Raw genomic sequence first — 15,604 nt, 5'->3', positions numbered from 1 at the left:
GGCTTTTAAAATTACGAATTCGCTTTTTGGTGGATATGCGCGGCTGCTACAAACCCTTCAAATAACGGATGACCATCACGTGGAGTTGACGTGAATTCCGGGTGGAACTGCGCGGCAATAAACCATGGGTGATCTTTATTTTCGATAATTTCTACCAGTTTTTTATCTTCTGATAAACCAGTAAAGCTTAAGCCTGCTTTTTCAAGTATTTCTACAAAGTTATTATTTACTTCGTAGCGATGGCGATGGCGTTCAACTATTTCGTCGCTGCCATATACTTCGCGTACTTTAGAACCTGGTGTTAAATGACATTTTTGTGCGCCTAAACGCATAGTGCCACCTAAATCAGATTTTTCGCTACGTGTTTCAACATTACCTTCAGCATCTAGCCATTCAGTAATTAAGCCAACTACTGGCGCTTCTGAATTTGCATTAAACTCTGTAGAGTTTGCATCCGTTAAACCTGCAACATTACGTGCGTATTCAATTAATGCTACTTGCATGCCTAAACAAATACCTAGGTATGGTACTTTATTTTCGCGTGCGTATTTAGCCGCTAAGATTTTACCCTCAACACCACGACCGCCAAATCCACCTGGTACTAAAATAGCATCTAAGTGTGAAAGTAATTCAACACCTTTGCTTTCTAAGTCTTGTGAATCTACATATTCAATATTAATTGTTAAACGGTTTTTAAGGCCCGCATGCTTTAATGCTTCGTTAACCGATTTGTATGCATCTGGTAATTCAATATACTTACCAACCATACCAATGGTCACTTCACCCGTTGGGTTAGACTCTTGATAAAGTACTTGTTCCCACTCAGCTAAATCAGCTTCAGGTGGATCTAAGTGAAAACGACGACATACGAAGTTATCTAATTCTTGCGTTTTTAATAACGCAGGAATTTTATAAATGCTGTCTACGTCAGGTAGTGAAATAACCGCTTTTTCTTCTACGTTTGTGAATAATGAGATTTTTGCACGCTCATTATTAGGTAGTTTACGGTCTGAACGACAAATAAGAATATCTGGTTGAATACCTACTGAGCGTAACTCTTTAACAGAGTGCTGTGTTGGTTTCGTTTTAACTTCACCGGCAGGGCCTAAAAATGGCACTAACGTTAAGTGAATAAATAGCGCGCGTTCGCGGCCAATTTCAGTTCCCATCTGACGAATTGCTTCAATAAACGGTTGTGATTCTATATCACCTACAGTGCCGCCAATTTCTACAATAGCAATATCATAACCTTCAGCACCGTCGTATACACGTTGCTTAATATCGTTAGTGATATGTGGAATAACCTGAATAGTAGCGCCTAGGTATTCACCACGGCGCTCACGACGTAATACGTCTTCATATACACGGCCTTGTGTGAAGTTATTACGACTAGTCATTTTGGTACGAATAAAACGCTCGTAGTGACCTAAATCAAGGTCAGTTTCTGCGCCGTCTTCTGTAACGTAAACTTCACCGTGTTGAATTGGGCTCATTGTGCCTGGGTCAACGTTGATGTAAGGATCCAGCTTTAAAATGGTAACATTTAAACCACGGGCTTCTAAAATAGCGGCCAGTGAAGCTGCGGCAATACCTTTACCCAACGAAGAAACAACTCCGCCAGTAACGAAGATAAATTTTGTACTCATGCGAACCCTAGAATATCAGGAATTAAAAGGAATATAACACCCAAAGAAGAGCCTAAGGGTATATCATCAAGACGGGGCGAAATTGTACCAAAACACTGCTTATCAATCCAGCTAAAATTAGCTAATGCGCGCACAAAAAATGTGCACTATTTAACATTAAGCCTATTTTACTTTTTTAATTGCATCCCATGCACTGTCCATTTCTTCAAAGGTGGCTGTATCTAAGCTTTTGCCTTGCGCATACAAATAGGCGTTTACCTTTTCAAAACGCACTGAAAACTTATCATTAGCGCTACGAAGCAGCTGTTCGGGGTCTCGTTTAACATGGCGTACAACATTAACAGTGGCAAAAAGTAAGTCGCCGAGTTCTTCCGCTGTATGATCAGATAACGGGTCTTGCTCAATCGCTTCTTTTACTTCAAGCACTTCTTCGCTCACTTTATCAAGTGCACCATGATACGTTGGCCAATCGAAACCAAGTGCGGCAACCCGTTGTTGAATTTTTTTGGCTTTACTTAAGCTTGGCATATTGGCAGGAATATCTTGCCAAAAAGAAGGTAATTTTGTTTGCGCTCTAGCACTGCGTTCTTGTGCTTTGATTGTTTGCCACTGTTGCGATAGCTGCTCGTCTGTTAGCTCTTTTTTATCGCCAAATACATGCGGGTGGCGACGTGTAAGCTTATCGTTTAATTGCTCCACTACATCATTAAAATCAAATAGATTTTGCTCTTGTGCAAGCTGCGCATAAAAAATAATTTGAAATAACAAATCACCCAATTCACCTTTAAGCTCACCTAAGTTGCCTGACTCAATACAGTCGGCAACTTCGTATGCTTCTTCTAGTGTATGCGGCACAATAGATTTAAAATCTTGTTTAAGATCCCACGGGCAACCGCCCTTGGGATCTCGCAGTGTTTTCATTATGCTAAGAAGCTGTGTAAGCGCTGCATTATCATTCATGATTAATGACCACGCTTGGCATCGTGTACACCTTCAATTTGGTGTAACTTAGAAAGAACACGGTTAGTACCAGATAAGTCATGTACTTCTATTTGCATCGTAAATATAGCTAACTGATTATCTTCAACCGTATTTACGTTCATGTTTAAAACATTTACTTTTTCGTTAGCAAGTACTGAGCTTATATCGCGTATTAGCCCTGAACGATCGGTGGCTTCTATTTTAATACTTAGTGCGTACGAGCCGTTGATATCTTCAGACCAACTTACCGAAATAACACGCTCTGGATGCTGATTTTTTAAGTTATTAAACGAATCACAGTCTTCCTTATGAACACCTATCCCTCGACCTTGCGTTATATAACCTATTATTTCATCGCCAGGGACAGGACGACAGCATTTTGCTACATGGCTCATTAAGCTACCAACGCCATCAACCACTATGCCGTTTTTGTCACCGGTTACTTTGCTAGGCGCTTTAATACGAATAACCGGTTCATCTTCTGTCCGATCACTTACAAAGTTAAGCATTTGATTGAGGCGTACATCGCCCGCACCAATTGCAACCATTAAGTCATCAAGTTCTTTAAAGTTAAAACGCTTGATGGCTGGCTCTAAATCTTTGTATGTTAAATTAAGCTTTTGTAATTCACTGTCGAGAATTTCTTTCCCCGCACTTAAGTTTTTGTCGCGGTCGAGCTGTTTAAACCAGTGATGAATTTTGGCTCTAGCGCGCGATGACTTAATGTATCCTAATGACGGGTTTAACCAATCACGACTTGGATTTGGTTGTTTTTGGGTCAGTATTTCTACCTGATCCCCAGTTGTAAGTTGATGCGTGAACGGCACTATTTTGCCGAAAATTTTTGCGCCAATACAACGATGCCCTACATTTGAGTGAATGTAGTAAGCAAAATCAAGTGGTGTAGCGCCAAGTGGTAAATCGATAATATCGCCGCTTGGGGTAAATATGTATACGCGGTCTTCTACTACTTGGTTTTTAAGCTCTTCTGCTAAATCGCCACCATCAACCACTTCTTCTTGCCATTGAAGTAACTTACGCAACCAGCTAATTTTTTGCTCATAACCCGAGCCGCGTCCCGGTAATGCACCTTCTTTGTACATCCAGTGTGCAGCCACACCCAACTCAGCATCTTGATGCATATCGCTGGTACGAATTTGTATTTCTACTGTTTTACCTTCAGGCCCAAATACTACGGTATGGATTGACTGATAGCCGTTTTGTTTTGGGGTTGCTACATAGTCGTCAAACTCTTTATTAAGATGACGCCAATTGGTGTGCACAATACCCAGCGCTCCATAACAATCTTGTAGGCGTTCAACAACGATACGCATTGCACGAATATCAAAAAGCTGATCAAACTCGTAGTTTTTTTGCTGCATTTTTTTATAAATGCTGTAAATGTGCTTGGGGCGGCCATAAACTTGGGCCTCTATGCCCGCTTCACTTAAACGGTTTTTTACTTGCTCAACCATATCTTCCATATAGGCTTCGCGCGTAAGACGTTTGTCGTCAAGTTGTTTGGCTATGCTTTTATAGGTGCCTGGGTGCAAATATCTAAACGATAAATCTTCCAGTTCCCACTTTAATTGCCCTATTCCTAATCTGTTTGCCAATGGTGCAAAAATATCAGCCGTTTCTTTAGCGGCAATGACGCGGTCTTCTTCATCCGCATTTTTTACATTACGTAAATGACATACCTGCTCGGCAAGCTTAATGACCACGGCGCGCACATCTTCAACCATGGTTAATAACATTTTTCGAATATTATCAACTTGCATAGTTCCTTTACCTTGATGCGATAAAGTACTAATAGTGGCCATTTGTGCAACCCCAGTTAACAGCATGGCTATATTACTACCAAGCTGCTCTTCTATGGTTTCTAGTGATATTAAATCGTTTAAAAAATACGGGGTTAAATACGCAGTAGCTAACGATTCGGGGTCGAGATTTAGCTCAGCTAAAATTTCAACCATTTCGATTGCAGTAGTTTGCCTGCTTTCATTATCACATTTTACGCAGAGCGCTTGCGCTTTAGTAAGTAGCTCTGTTTTTTCTTCAGACAAGGCAAGAAATGAAAGCCGAGTGCTAAAATCTGTTGTCTCATCTTGTTGATGTGATTGTCGTGTAGCTACCATAATGCGTTCTACCTCCGTTGAAATAACGCCATAGTTTCAATATGCCCTGTATGAGGGAACATATTCATTAGCCCAATTTTATTAAGATCAAAGCCAGCTTGTGAAATAATTGCGCTGTCACGGGCTAAAGTAACAGGGTCACAAGAGACATATAAAATAGTTTTAAACTGCTTTAAAGATAATTGCTCTAATACAGCCATTGCACCAGTCCTAGAAGGATCGAGTACAAGCACATCTAAGTTTTTACTAAACCATGGGGCGCTCTGTATGCTTTGCGTTAAATCAAAGCAATGAAACTGCGCATTGGTAATAGAGTTAGTTTGCGCATTTTGAGCAGCCATTGCAACCGCTGAAGTCACACCTTCTACGCCAATTACAGATTTTGCTTGTTTTGCCAACACTAATGAGAAATTACCAATGCCACAAAATAAATCCAATAAATTTTCATCACCTTTTAAATCAAGCCAATTTGCGGCTTGCTTTAACATAGCTTCGTTAACTTGCGCATTTACCTGAATAAAATTACCTAAACCAAATTCAAATTTTAGATCAAACTCTTTAAGATAATAAAACGGCATGGCTAAGTGTGAATGCTCAATTACATCGTTCTCGCTTTGCCATACAACTTCAAACTGTTGGCTTTTTGTTATGTGCTCAACCAAAGCCTTTGTATCATCGTTAATTGCTTTAGTGTGACGAATAACAACAAAGTTTTTCTCATCACTTTGGCATAACTGTAAATGGCTTATACTGTGCAGCGCTTTGTGTTGATTAATTAAACCATCAAAAAGTGTAAAAACATCTGCAAATACTTCATCAAGTACTGCACATTTATTAATACTGACAATATTTTTTGAACCACTGGCTCTGTAACCCACACGCATTTTTTTTGCTGCTTTATCAAACATAACGGCTATGCGAGCGCTGCGCCTGTAATGCACAGACTTACTTAATAATGGAGCTTGCCAGTTTAAGCTGTTTAATTTAGCAAACTTACTAAATAGCTGAGTAACTGCAGTTTGTTTTTCTACAACTTGTTGGCTTACTTCTAAATGCTGTAATTGGCAGCCACCACACTGATTATAGTGCTCACAAAAAGCGTCTACTCTTGATTCACTCGCTTTAATAACTTTAATTACTTTTGCACTGCTGTATTTAGCTTTATCTTCGACGAGCATTGCTTTAACTGTTTCATTTGGTAATGCACCGCTTACAAAGCATACTTTATTATTATGCTTAGCAATGCCACGCCCTTGATGATCCATTCCCGTTATATTTAATTCTAATGTTTGTTGCTTAAGCGGTTTTTTTTTCGCTTTAAAAATTTGCGCCATTAGGCATTACCTTCAGTTTATTTATGAAGCACCTATATTTAGATGCTTTAGAATGCGTGTTGAACCGTATATACTCAAATCATACTAATAACGATAAAACGCTCCCATTATGACCAAATTAGGCTTACGCGATTCTGTTTTAACACTGACCCTGATCCCAACGGTGATCATAGGATTACTACTTGGTGGCTATTTTACAATAAATCGTTACATTGAGCTTGATGAAATTTTATATCAGCAAGGTACTACTATTTCTGAGCCCCTTGCTATTGCGCTTGAGCAACCCATGCTCGAAAAAAACAAACAGCTATTGAATCGCCTTATAAGCTACACACATAACAAGCACTCCCCTACAATTAAGTCGATTGCAATTTTTGATAAAAATAATGCGCTATTAATGACGAGTAATTATCACCGCTCATTTGAAAAGTTAATTAATCAAAAGACGCTCATAAATTTAAAAACGACCCATGTGCAAAAGTCAGATGAGCTTGTTACATTCTTCACCCCCATTATTAACCATACAAGTCACGACTCTAAATGGGATCCATCTGCTTTTCAGTCATCTCTGGGCACCGTTATTATACAGCTAAACAAAGACCAAGCGGTTATAGGGCAGCAACGTGCTTTATTAATTAGCGGTATTGTAATTATTTTATCATTGGTGTTTGCAGCAATTTTAGCTTTAAGGTTAAGCCGCATGTTTATGACGCCGCTTAATAAGTTAGTACTTGCAACCGACAAGTTAGTTGAAGGTAAAAGAAGTACTGGCCTTAACGACAACATGATAGGTGAATTTGAGCTATTGCGAGAAGGCTTAAATACCATTGCTCACACTATGGTGATGCAAAAAGATGAAATGCAAAAAAATATTGACCAAGCAACTAGCGACTACCGTGAAACACTAGAGCAATACGAAACTTCAAATATAGAGCTCTCATTTGCAAAAAAAGAAGCTCAAGATGCTAACCGCGTAAAATCAGACTTTTTAGCTAAAATGAGTCACGAACTTCGTACTCCGCTAAATGGTGTTATTGGATTTACACGCCAGCTTTATAAAACACCGCTGAATAAACATCAAAAAGATTATCTCGATACTATTATGCTATCAGCAAATAGTTTAATGACTATTATTAGCGACATTCTAGATTTCTCCAAACTAGAAGCGGGTGCAATGGAACTTGAGTCGATTCAGTTTCAACTTCGTGATGCTGTAAATGAAGTGATGACACTACTCGCTCCTAGCGCACACGATAAGCAATTAGAGCTATCCATTTACATTAACCAACAAGTACCAGATGACTTAACGGGCGATCCCACTCGCTTTAAACAAGTGCTGATAAACCTATTAAGTAATGCGATTAAATTTACTGAAAAAGGCTCCATTAAGGTCGACATAAGCCATCGGTTACTCGATGACGAACGTACTTCTTTACTTGTGTCAGTAACAGATACTGGCGTGGGTATACCTATGGATAAGCAAGACTCTTTATTTACTCCATTTGGGCAAGCAGACTCAAGCATTACACGTAAGTTTGGTGGTACAGGTCTTGGCCTCATTATTACCAAGCATATTGTTGAAGCGATGAATGGCCGCATAACATTAAACTCTGCACCAGGTAACGGTACCTGTTTTACATTCAATAGTGTGTTTAGTTTGCCCAATCATGTATTTACTAACGACTTACCGACTAAATCGCTCATTGGTAAACGTATTTTGTATTTAGAGCCACACGAGCATACACATCACGCTGTACTTTCGTTATTGACTCAGTGGGAATCAAGCGTAACGGCATGTTTTAATGAGACTAGCTTTTTAGACGCTATAAAAAATACTGAACATAAATATGATGTTTGCTTAATTGGCCATATGGCATCAGTTGATGATATGCAGCAACTAAAAAGCTATGTGAAAGCCGTGCGTGAATCTACTGATTACTTATATTTAATGCTTAATACTGTATCGCACAATATGCGAGAAGCCTTTATAGGCAGCGGTGCTGATGCGTGTTTAAGTAAACCACTTAATCACCGTAAGTTATGTGAAGTACTTGCTGCACCTTACAGGCTTGACCACCCTACTCATAATATTGAACAAAACGATCAAACTTTGCTGCCGTTAAAAGTATTAGTTGTTGATGATAACGATGCCAACTTAAAACTTCTCCATACTTTATTAAGTGAGCAGATTGAAGTAATTGAAACGGCACATAATGGTTCACAAGCATACAGCTTAAGTAAAAGTCATAAATACGACATAATTTTTATGGATATTCAGATGCCAATTATGGACGGTATAACCGCATGTAAGCTTATACAAGAATCATCACTTAATGAAGATACACCCATTATCGCTGTAACGGCACACGCCCTTCAAAGCGAAAAAGAGCAACTACTAAAAGATGGCTTTAAAGGCTATTTAACTAAGCCTATTGATGAAGATATGCTTAAACAAATTATTAGCGACCATAGTCCACAGACCCCAGTTAATCGCGATAAAGCTAAAACAGATACACCACAAAGTCCTGCACCATTTCAAAGTAGTCGAATTGATTGGGCACAAGCCCTGCAGCGTGCTGGCGGAAAGAGCGAGTTAGCGCTAGAGATGCTTAATATGCTACTTCTAAGCGTCCCTGAAACTCTTACATTGCTTGCTAAAGCGATAGAGAGTAATGATTGTCAGCAAGTCTTAAGTATTGTCCACAAGTTTCATGGCGCATGTTGCTACACTGGTGTACCTAAACTTAAATCACTCGCAGAAACAATTGAAACATCACTTAAAAATAAATGCTTGTTAGAGAATATTGAACCTGAATTATTTGAGTTACAGGACGAGCTTGAAAACTTACTTGCTGATGCAAGCGTAACTGAGCTACAAAGATAAGCTTTGAATTTTAGATACAAAAAAACGCGGTATTTACCGCGTTTTTTTTATTAAGCTTTTTAAATGCTTATGTAGATTCGTATTACATTCTTGCTTCAATCATTAATCGTTTCATATCGCGTACGGCTTTATCGAGTCCATCTATCGCTGCACGAGCAATAATAGCGTGGCCAATATTTAGCTCATAAATCTCAGGCATCGCGGCAATGGGTTTAACGTTATGATAATGAAGACCATGGCCAGCGTTAACAATCAAACCTAAGCTTGCTGCGTATTTAACACCTTCACGAATATGCTCTAACTCTTTGTGTAAATCAGTATCATTTGTTGCATCAGCATACGCGCCTGTGTGTATTTCTACATAAGGAGCACCACATTCTTTGGCTGCATCTAGTTGGGCTTTATCTGCATCAATAAATAGCGATACTTTAATACCCGCGTCGGTAAGCGTTTTTGTTGCGGCTTTAATTTTATCTATATTACCCGCTACATCTAAGCCGCCCTCGGTGGTTAACTCTTCGCGCTTTTCAGGTACTAAACACACGTACTCAGGTTTTACTTCAAGCGCTATTTTTATCATTTCGTCGGTAACAGCGGTTTCAAGATTCATGCGAGTTTGGATGGTTTTAGCCATCACATAAACGTCGCGATCTTGAATATGGCGTCTGTCTTCACGTAAGTGAATCGTAATACCGTCTGCGCCTGCATGCTCTGCTACACTGGCTGCATGGGCTGGATCTGGGTAACTTGTTCCACGCGCTTGACGAAGTGTTGCAATATGATCTACGTTTACACCCAAAAGAATATCTTTCATTTTCTTACCTGTAAAATTACGTTTATTGAGAGGCCATAAATAGCTCACGGCTTTTTAATGGTTTACTACCTAATAAGGGTTTTAATAAATAGCGACTTAATTGCTTTGCCATATATAGCACATCACTTTGGCTAAAGTCATGATTTGCTATGGCGTTAAGTTGTTTGCCACTAAATCCAGAACGCGTATCTTCTTGTACTAAAAAACCAAGTTCGGGGAAATAACTATACGTCTGCTTTTCATCTATTGGTTCACCACTGGCATCAAAACTAAAATCCACACCATAACCGAGTAATTCCAATAATTGAAATTCGTACGAGCGAAGCACTTCTTGTAAATTGGCTCCGCTGTTTAGGTTTCCTAGGTGAGATTTATATAGCTCAAATACTTGTTCAATTGGCTCATTAACAGGAACGATGCGATTAGTCAGCTCATTCAAATAAAAACCACAATAAAGCTCATCACCTTTTAAAAAGTGCGGGTTACCATGCAGTTCAAACTTATTGATATATTTTAAATCGTACTTGCCACTGTAATTAACAAGGAGTGCCTGGAACGGCTGAAGTTGTGCTTTATGTTTAGTGGCCTGGCGACCACTAATTCGAGCCAGCATTCTTAACTGGCCAACGCCTTCTACAAGCATATCTAACATTACTTGGGAGTCACTATAAGGACGCCGATGTAATAAATACGCGGTGTAGAAGTCGCTATCCATTCACTAAGCTACTGCTTGGTTTAGTCTTCACTGTAACCTAAGCTTCTTAGTGCACGTTCATCATCAGCCCAACCCGACTTAACTTTAACCCAAAGCTCTAAAAATACTTTGTTATCAAGCATTTCTTCTATGTCTTTACGAGCTTCACGGCCAATGGTTTTTAGCTTTTCGCCTTTATTACCAATAACCATGCGTTTTTGTGTTTCGCGCTCAACAAGAATTAACCCATTGATGTGCCAAATACCGTTGTCTTGCCATTTAAACTGCTCAATTTCAACAGTCACAGAATACGGTAGTTCTTCACCCATAAAACGCATTAGCTTTTCACGGATAACTTCAGCTGCCATAAAGCGCATCGAACGGTCAGTTACATAATCTTCAGGAAAGTAAAATTCGCAAGGAGGTAAGCGTTTAGTTACTTCTGCTTTGATTAAATCAACGTTTTTACCTTGCGTTGCTGATACTGGCATAATTCCAACAAAATCAAACTTGTCACTTAACCACTTCATATGAGGCAATACAAGATCACGGTCTTTAACTTGGTCAATTTTATTAATAACCAATAATACAGGCTTACCACTTTGTGATACTTTATTAAGTACCATATCGTCATCTGCATTCCAATGAGTGCCTTCAACGACAAAAATAATAAGCTCTACATCGCCGATAGAACTAGACGCTGCTCGATTCATTAAACGGTTAATAGCACGCTTTTCTTCAACGTGTAGACCCGGTGTATCTATGTATACCGCTTGGTGTTTATCTACGGTATGAATACCCATAATACGATGACGTGTAGTTTGTGGTTTACGTGAGGTAATACTCACTTTTTGCTCAATGATTTCATTAAGCAAAGTCGATTTACCTACGTTTGGTCGACCGACAATCGCCACCATTCCACAAAATGTATCTACATCACGTTCATGAGGCTGTATTAAGGTATCAAGGTTCATTTTTAAGTATCTTCAATGCTTTTTCAGCAGCTTTTTGTTCGGCCTTACGGCGCGAGCTACCAACAGAAATTATGCTATCCATTCCATCAACAATACATTCAACCGTGAATGTTTGATTGTGTGCTTGGCCTTGTGTATCAACCACTGTGTAGCCCGGTAACGATAATTTACGGGCTTGTAAATACTCTTGCAGCAGGGTTTTAGGATCTTTCTGGTTAAGCCCTGGTGAAATAGCATCCAAACGTGATTGGTACCACGCCAATATAAGATCGCCACAACTGTCGATACCTGAATCTAGAAATGCAGCGCCTATAATAGCTTCTACTGCATCAGCAAGCGTTGACTCGCGACGAAAACCGCCACTTTTAAGCTCGCCCGGCCCTAAGCGTAAATAATCGCCTAGACCAAATTCAAGACCAAACTCGGCAAGCGTTTGACCACGCACAAGTGTTGAGCGCATGCGACTTAAATCGCCTTCACGCGCTTTAGGGAATTTGGCATAAAGTGCATTGGCAATCACAAAGCTTAAAATCGAGTCGCCTAAAAATTCTAGTCGCTCATTATGTTGGCCTTTGTGGCTGCGGTGCGTCATTGCTTGTTCAAGTAAACCTTGATCAGCGAATTCATAGCCAATTTTTTTATATAATTCTGTTACATTTTTTTTCATCGTTACTGAATATTACCTAGGCGTTCAAAGCGAACACCAGTTGGAACCCATCCTGGTAAAATATCATCAGGGCCATTCTCAAATTCAAAACTCATCCATATAAAGACAGCTTTACCCACCAAGTTTTCTTTTGGTACAAAGCCCCAAAAGCGACCATCTTGGCTGTTGTCGCGGTTATCACCCATCATAAAATAATGATCAGCAGGAACAGTCCATTCATCAGAAGGCGTGCCCGGTTGCTGATAGTAACGCCCTTTTCTTTCAGGCGCTTGTGGGTTGATTAATATATCATGCGTAACTGTTGTTAAATTTTCATTCACACGAGCTAGAGGCATTGGGCCTTGTTTAAATTCGTTATCATTAATTAGTTTAAAATCAATTTTATTGAATTCATTACATAAAAGCTCACCCTGTTGGGTTTCGCCTTCTTTACAGTTTGGCTGAATATATAAACGTTTATCACGATAAACAATTTTATCGCCAGGTAAACCAATCGTACGTTTAATATAGTCAACACTTTCATCTAAAGGGTATTTAAAAACAACAATATCACCACGTTCAGGCTCACCGATATCAACTAACTGAGTGCGCCAAACTGGGTCTTTTATTCCATATGAATACTTTTGTACTAAAATAAAGTCACCCACTAACAGTGTAGGCATCATTGAACCAGATGGAATTTGAAACGGTTCAAAAATAAATGATCTAAAAATAGTAATTGCTGCAATCATCGGGAAAATCGACTTTGCTGTTTCTGTTAGTACTGGTTCTGGTGCAATTAATGCCGCAGTTTCTTCATCTAACGGAGCTCCAGCAGACGTTTGCGCTATCGCTAAGCGCTCCTGTCTTTTAGGTGCATACATTAAGTGATCTATTAACCATATTAAGCCTGAGCCTAAGGTTAATAGCACCAATAAAACTGAAAAATAACCAGCCATTTATAATCCTTTGTTTTTATTTACCAACTTTTAAAATAGCTAAAAACGCTTCTTGAGGCACTTCAACATTACCTACTTGCTTCATACGTTTTTTACCATCTTTTTGCTTTTTAAGTAGCTTTTTCTTACGACTCACATCGCCACCGTAACACTTAGCAATTACGTTTTTACGTAACTGTTTTACCGTAGTACGTGCAATAACGTGTTGTCCAATCGCTGCTTGAATCGCAATATCAAACATTTGACGAGGAATAAGCTCTTTTAATGCATCAGCTAACTGACGACCACGAGACTGAGCACCATCGCGGTGAACAATAATCGCAAGTGCGTCAACACGCTCACTATTGATTAAAATATCAACACGCACCATATCTGATGTTTGAAAGTGTTTAAAGTTATAATCAAGCGATGCAAAACCACGGCTTGTTGATTTTAATTTATCAAAAAAGTCCATTACCACTTCAGCCATAGGTAGCTCGTACGTAACAGCTACTTGCTTTCCGTGATAGGTCATTTTTGTTTGGCTGCCGCGTTTTTCAATACACAAAGTAATAACATTACCTAAGTATTCTTGTGGTACCAAAATATTAGCTTCAACAATCGGCTCACGAATTTCTAAAATATCGTTTACTGCAGGTAAATCAGACGGGTTATCAATCTGGAATGTACCTTCTTTAGTAACTATCTCATAGATTACCGTAGGTGCCGTTGTAATTAAATCAATATCGTATTCACGCTCTAAACGCTCTTGAATGATTTCCATGTGTAGCATACCTAAAAAGCCACAGCGGAAACCAAAACCTAATGCAGTTGAATTCTCTGGTTCAAAGAATAACGACGCATCGTTTAAGCTTAATTTATTAAGCGCATCACGGAATGATTCATACTCATCTGATGCAATTGGGAACATACCTGCATAAACCTGAGGCTTAATTTTTTGAAAACCAGGTAAACGAAGTGGAGCCGCATTTTTTTGATGAGTTATAGTATCGCCTACTGGCGCACCATGTATCTCTTTGATGCCAGCAATAACAAACCCTACTTCACCTGTTCTTAAAATACCGGTGTTAGTTTGCTTAGGTGTAAACACACCCACTTGGTCGGCAGTATGTATATGCTCATTCGACATTATTTTTATTTTGTCGCCAGTGCGTAATTCACCGTGCTTAATACGCACTAATGATACAACGCCTTGGTATGGGTCAAACCAAGAATCGATAATAAGTGCTTGTAGAGGTCCATCTGTATCGCCTACTGGCGGCGGAACATCTCTAACAATCATTTCAAGAACTTCGGCAATACCTACACCCGTTTTAGCGCTACATTGAACTGCATCAAGGGCATCAATACCAATAATTTCTTCAATTTCTTCTGCAACGCGCAAAGGATCCGCTTGCGGTAAATCGATTTTGTTAAGTACTGGAATTACTTCTAATTCCATTTCAATAGCGGTGTAACAGTTAGCTAATGTTTGTGCTTCAACGCCTTGGCCTGCATCGACAACGAGTAGTGCACCTTCACATGCAGCTAAAGAACGCGATACTTCATATGTAAAATCAACGTGTCCTGGAGTATCAATGAAATTAAGTTGATAAGTTTCGCCATCGTTCGCTTTGTAATTCAACGTTACACTTTGCGCTTTAATGGTAATACCACGTTCGCGCTCAATATCCATTGAATCCAAAACTTGTTTTTGCATTTCACGGTCGGTTAAACCGCCACAAACTTGGATCAAACGATCTGAAAGGGTCGATTTACCATGGTCAATATGGGCGATGATCGAAAAATTACGGATATGCTTCATAAACTGGATTCTATACTTCTATTTTAATGGACTAAATATGAATACCTAAGTGACTTGAAAATACTTGCTGTAGGATGCCATAAGCTCAGTTTGTAAATTACAAACATCACGAATGCTTTTTAATATTGATTAAAACCATTTTATTTATTGAATAACAATAAGTTAAATTTATTTAACTTACATAATTCAGCTAGATAAAATAATTTAAAAAACCACTATTCCCTGTATTTCCAAGTTACTTTGGTATAAAACGGCAATTTTACATTTAATTGGCGTCAATCACCATCTATTTGAGTTAAAGGAATACTAATTGGGTGAATTTTTATAACTTTTATATCGTGCTTTAGCGATTTCACGCGAGTTTTAGCTATAAAGAAACCAGTAACACCACCTAAAGCTGCTGCTAAAATTTGCCAACCTTCACAAGACATAAATAATTGCGCTGCAATCAGTGCAAAAACCAGACTTAAAAGCAGTGGTAGCATGTATACCGCAAATGCATGCTTAACGACGTGACTATCATCAAGTGACAAGGTTACCTTTTGTCCTACTTCAACAGAGGATTCAAATTTATAAGGGAAGGTTTTTTTTGCAGTGCCAAATAGCTTACCAAACACTTGTGAGCCGCAACGACCATTGCAGCCTTCACAAGCTTGTTTTTGTTGTGCTTCTAAATGAGCAATGTGGCCATCGAGGGCCACAACAGTGAGGGTTTGTTCAATCATAACAA

Annotated in this window: 12 protein-coding genes; 1 reads left to right on the top strand and 11 read right to left on the bottom strand. The window is 39.1% G+C overall.

The genetic code is table 11. The annotated features are described in order from the left end of the window. Window positions 1-11: 11 nt before the first annotated feature. The 4 genes from I6E82_RS02540 to rlmD form a co-directional block, all read right to left on the bottom strand. Window positions 12-1,646 (bottom strand): CTP synthase, encoded by a 1,635-nt coding sequence (locus I6E82_RS02540; RefSeq protein ID WP_197116629.1) that lies wholly within the window; start codon window positions 1,644-1,646, stop codon window positions 12-14. A gap of 162 nt (window positions 1,647-1,808) precedes the next feature. Then, window positions 1,809-2,606, bottom strand: a complete 798-nt coding sequence (gene mazG, locus I6E82_RS02535) for a nucleoside triphosphate pyrophosphohydrolase (RefSeq protein ID WP_197116627.1) — start codon at window positions 2,604-2,606, stop codon at window positions 1,809-1,811. Between the two features lie 2 nt (window positions 2,607-2,608). Then, complete coding sequence (relA, locus tag I6E82_RS02530) at window positions 2,609-4,765, bottom strand: GTP diphosphokinase (protein ID WP_007583109.1); 2,157 nt, start codon at window positions 4,763-4,765, stop codon at window positions 2,609-2,611. Between the two features lie 8 nt (window positions 4,766-4,773). Then, complete coding sequence (rlmD, locus tag I6E82_RS02525) at window positions 4,774-6,099, bottom strand: 23S rRNA (uracil(1939)-C(5))-methyltransferase RlmD (protein WP_197116625.1); 1,326 nt, start codon at window positions 6,097-6,099, stop codon at window positions 4,774-4,776. Between the two features lie 109 nt (window positions 6,100-6,208). Between rlmD and barA the strand changes: the two genes are divergently transcribed. Beyond that, a complete protein-coding gene (barA, locus tag I6E82_RS02520; RefSeq protein WP_197116623.1) occupies window positions 6,209-8,983 on the top strand; it encodes a two-component sensor histidine kinase BarA in 2,775 nt (924 codons plus the stop codon). An 82-nt stretch (window positions 8,984-9,065) separates the two neighbouring features. Here barA and pdxJ read toward each other — a convergent pair whose 3' ends face one another. The 7 genes from pdxJ to I6E82_RS02485 form a co-directional block, all read right to left on the bottom strand. Further along, complete coding sequence (pdxJ, locus tag I6E82_RS02515; RefSeq protein WP_024592969.1) at window positions 9,066-9,797, bottom strand: pyridoxine 5'-phosphate synthase; 732 nt, start codon at window positions 9,795-9,797, stop codon at window positions 9,066-9,068. Between the two features lie 22 nt (window positions 9,798-9,819). Continuing rightward, on the bottom strand, window positions 9,820-10,512 hold the full coding sequence (recO, locus tag I6E82_RS02510) for a DNA repair protein RecO (protein ID WP_007581733.1): 693 nt from the start codon (window positions 10,510-10,512) through the stop codon (window positions 9,820-9,822). 20 nt (window positions 10,513-10,532) lie between these two features. Continuing rightward, window positions 10,533-11,465, bottom strand: a complete 933-nt coding sequence (gene era / locus I6E82_RS02505; protein ID WP_007581730.1) for a GTPase Era — start codon at window positions 11,463-11,465, stop codon at window positions 10,533-10,535. After that, the gene (gene rnc / locus I6E82_RS02500; protein ID WP_007581728.1) at window positions 11,455-12,132 is read right to left on the bottom strand and encodes a ribonuclease III; all 678 of its coding nucleotides are present in this window, start codon (window positions 12,130-12,132) and stop codon (window positions 11,455-11,457) included. The genes era and rnc overlap by 11 nt, the downstream gene beginning before the upstream one ends. A 2-nt stretch (window positions 12,133-12,134) precedes the next feature. Beyond that, the gene (gene lepB / locus I6E82_RS02495) at window positions 12,135-13,070 is read right to left on the bottom strand and encodes a signal peptidase I (protein ID WP_007581726.1); all 936 of its coding nucleotides are present in this window, start codon (window positions 13,068-13,070) and stop codon (window positions 12,135-12,137) included. Window positions 13,071-13,086: 16 nt separating this feature from the next. Beyond that, window positions 13,087-14,874, bottom strand: a complete 1,788-nt coding sequence (lepA, locus tag I6E82_RS02490; RefSeq protein ID WP_007581724.1) for a translation elongation factor 4 — start codon at window positions 14,872-14,874, stop codon at window positions 13,087-13,089. Window positions 14,875-15,149: 275 nt separating this feature from the next. After that, window positions 15,150-15,599: a SoxR reducing system RseC family protein gene (locus I6E82_RS02485; RefSeq protein WP_154903490.1), complete on the bottom strand. Its 450-nt coding sequence runs from the start codon at window positions 15,597-15,599 to the stop codon at window positions 15,150-15,152. Window positions 15,600-15,604: the final 5 nt, after the last annotated feature.

Source organism: Pseudoalteromonas sp. NZS11, assembly GCF_015864765.1.
Taxonomy (GTDB): domain Bacteria; phylum Pseudomonadota; class Gammaproteobacteria; order Enterobacterales; family Alteromonadaceae; genus Pseudoalteromonas; species Pseudoalteromonas arctica.
This window is presented reverse-complemented; position numbering and strand designations above follow the sequence as displayed.

What these genes read in the sequence shown, in the direction of transcription:
- I6E82_RS02540 (WP_197116629.1), bottom strand. Translation starts at nt 1,646, where the DNA reads ATGAGTACAAAATTTATCTTCGTTACTGGCGGAGTTGTTTCTTCGTTG.
- mazG (WP_197116627.1), bottom strand. Translation starts at nt 2,606, where the DNA reads ATGAATGATAATGCAGCGCTTACACAGCTTCTTAGCATAATGAAAACA.
- relA (WP_007583109.1), bottom strand. Translation starts at nt 4,765, where the DNA reads ATGGTAGCTACACGACAATCACATCAACAAGATGAGACAACAGATTTT.
- rlmD (WP_197116625.1), bottom strand. Translation starts at nt 6,099, where the DNA reads ATGGCGCAAATTTTTAAAGCGAAAAAAAAACCGCTTAAGCAACAAACA.
- barA (WP_197116623.1), top strand. Translation starts at nt 6,209, where the DNA reads ATGACCAAATTAGGCTTACGCGATTCTGTTTTAACACTGACCCTGATC.
- pdxJ (WP_024592969.1), bottom strand. Translation starts at nt 9,797, where the DNA reads ATGAAAGATATTCTTTTGGGTGTAAACGTAGATCATATTGCAACACTT.
- recO (WP_007581733.1), bottom strand. Translation starts at nt 10,512, where the DNA reads ATGGATAGCGACTTCTACACCGCGTATTTATTACATCGGCGTCCTTAT.
- era (WP_007581730.1), bottom strand. Translation starts at nt 11,465, where the DNA reads ATGAACCTTGATACCTTAATACAGCCTCATGAACGTGATGTAGATACA.
- rnc (WP_007581728.1), bottom strand. Translation starts at nt 12,132, where the DNA reads ATGAAAAAAAATGTAACAGAATTATATAAAAAAATTGGCTATGAATTC.
- lepB (WP_007581726.1), bottom strand. Translation starts at nt 13,070, where the DNA reads ATGGCTGGTTATTTTTCAGTTTTATTGGTGCTATTAACCTTAGGCTCA.
- lepA (WP_007581724.1), bottom strand. Translation starts at nt 14,874, where the DNA reads ATGAAGCATATCCGTAATTTTTCGATCATCGCCCATATTGACCATGGT.
- I6E82_RS02485 (WP_154903490.1), bottom strand. Translation starts at nt 15,599, where the DNA reads ATGATTGAACAAACCCTCACTGTTGTGGCCCTCGATGGCCACATTGCT.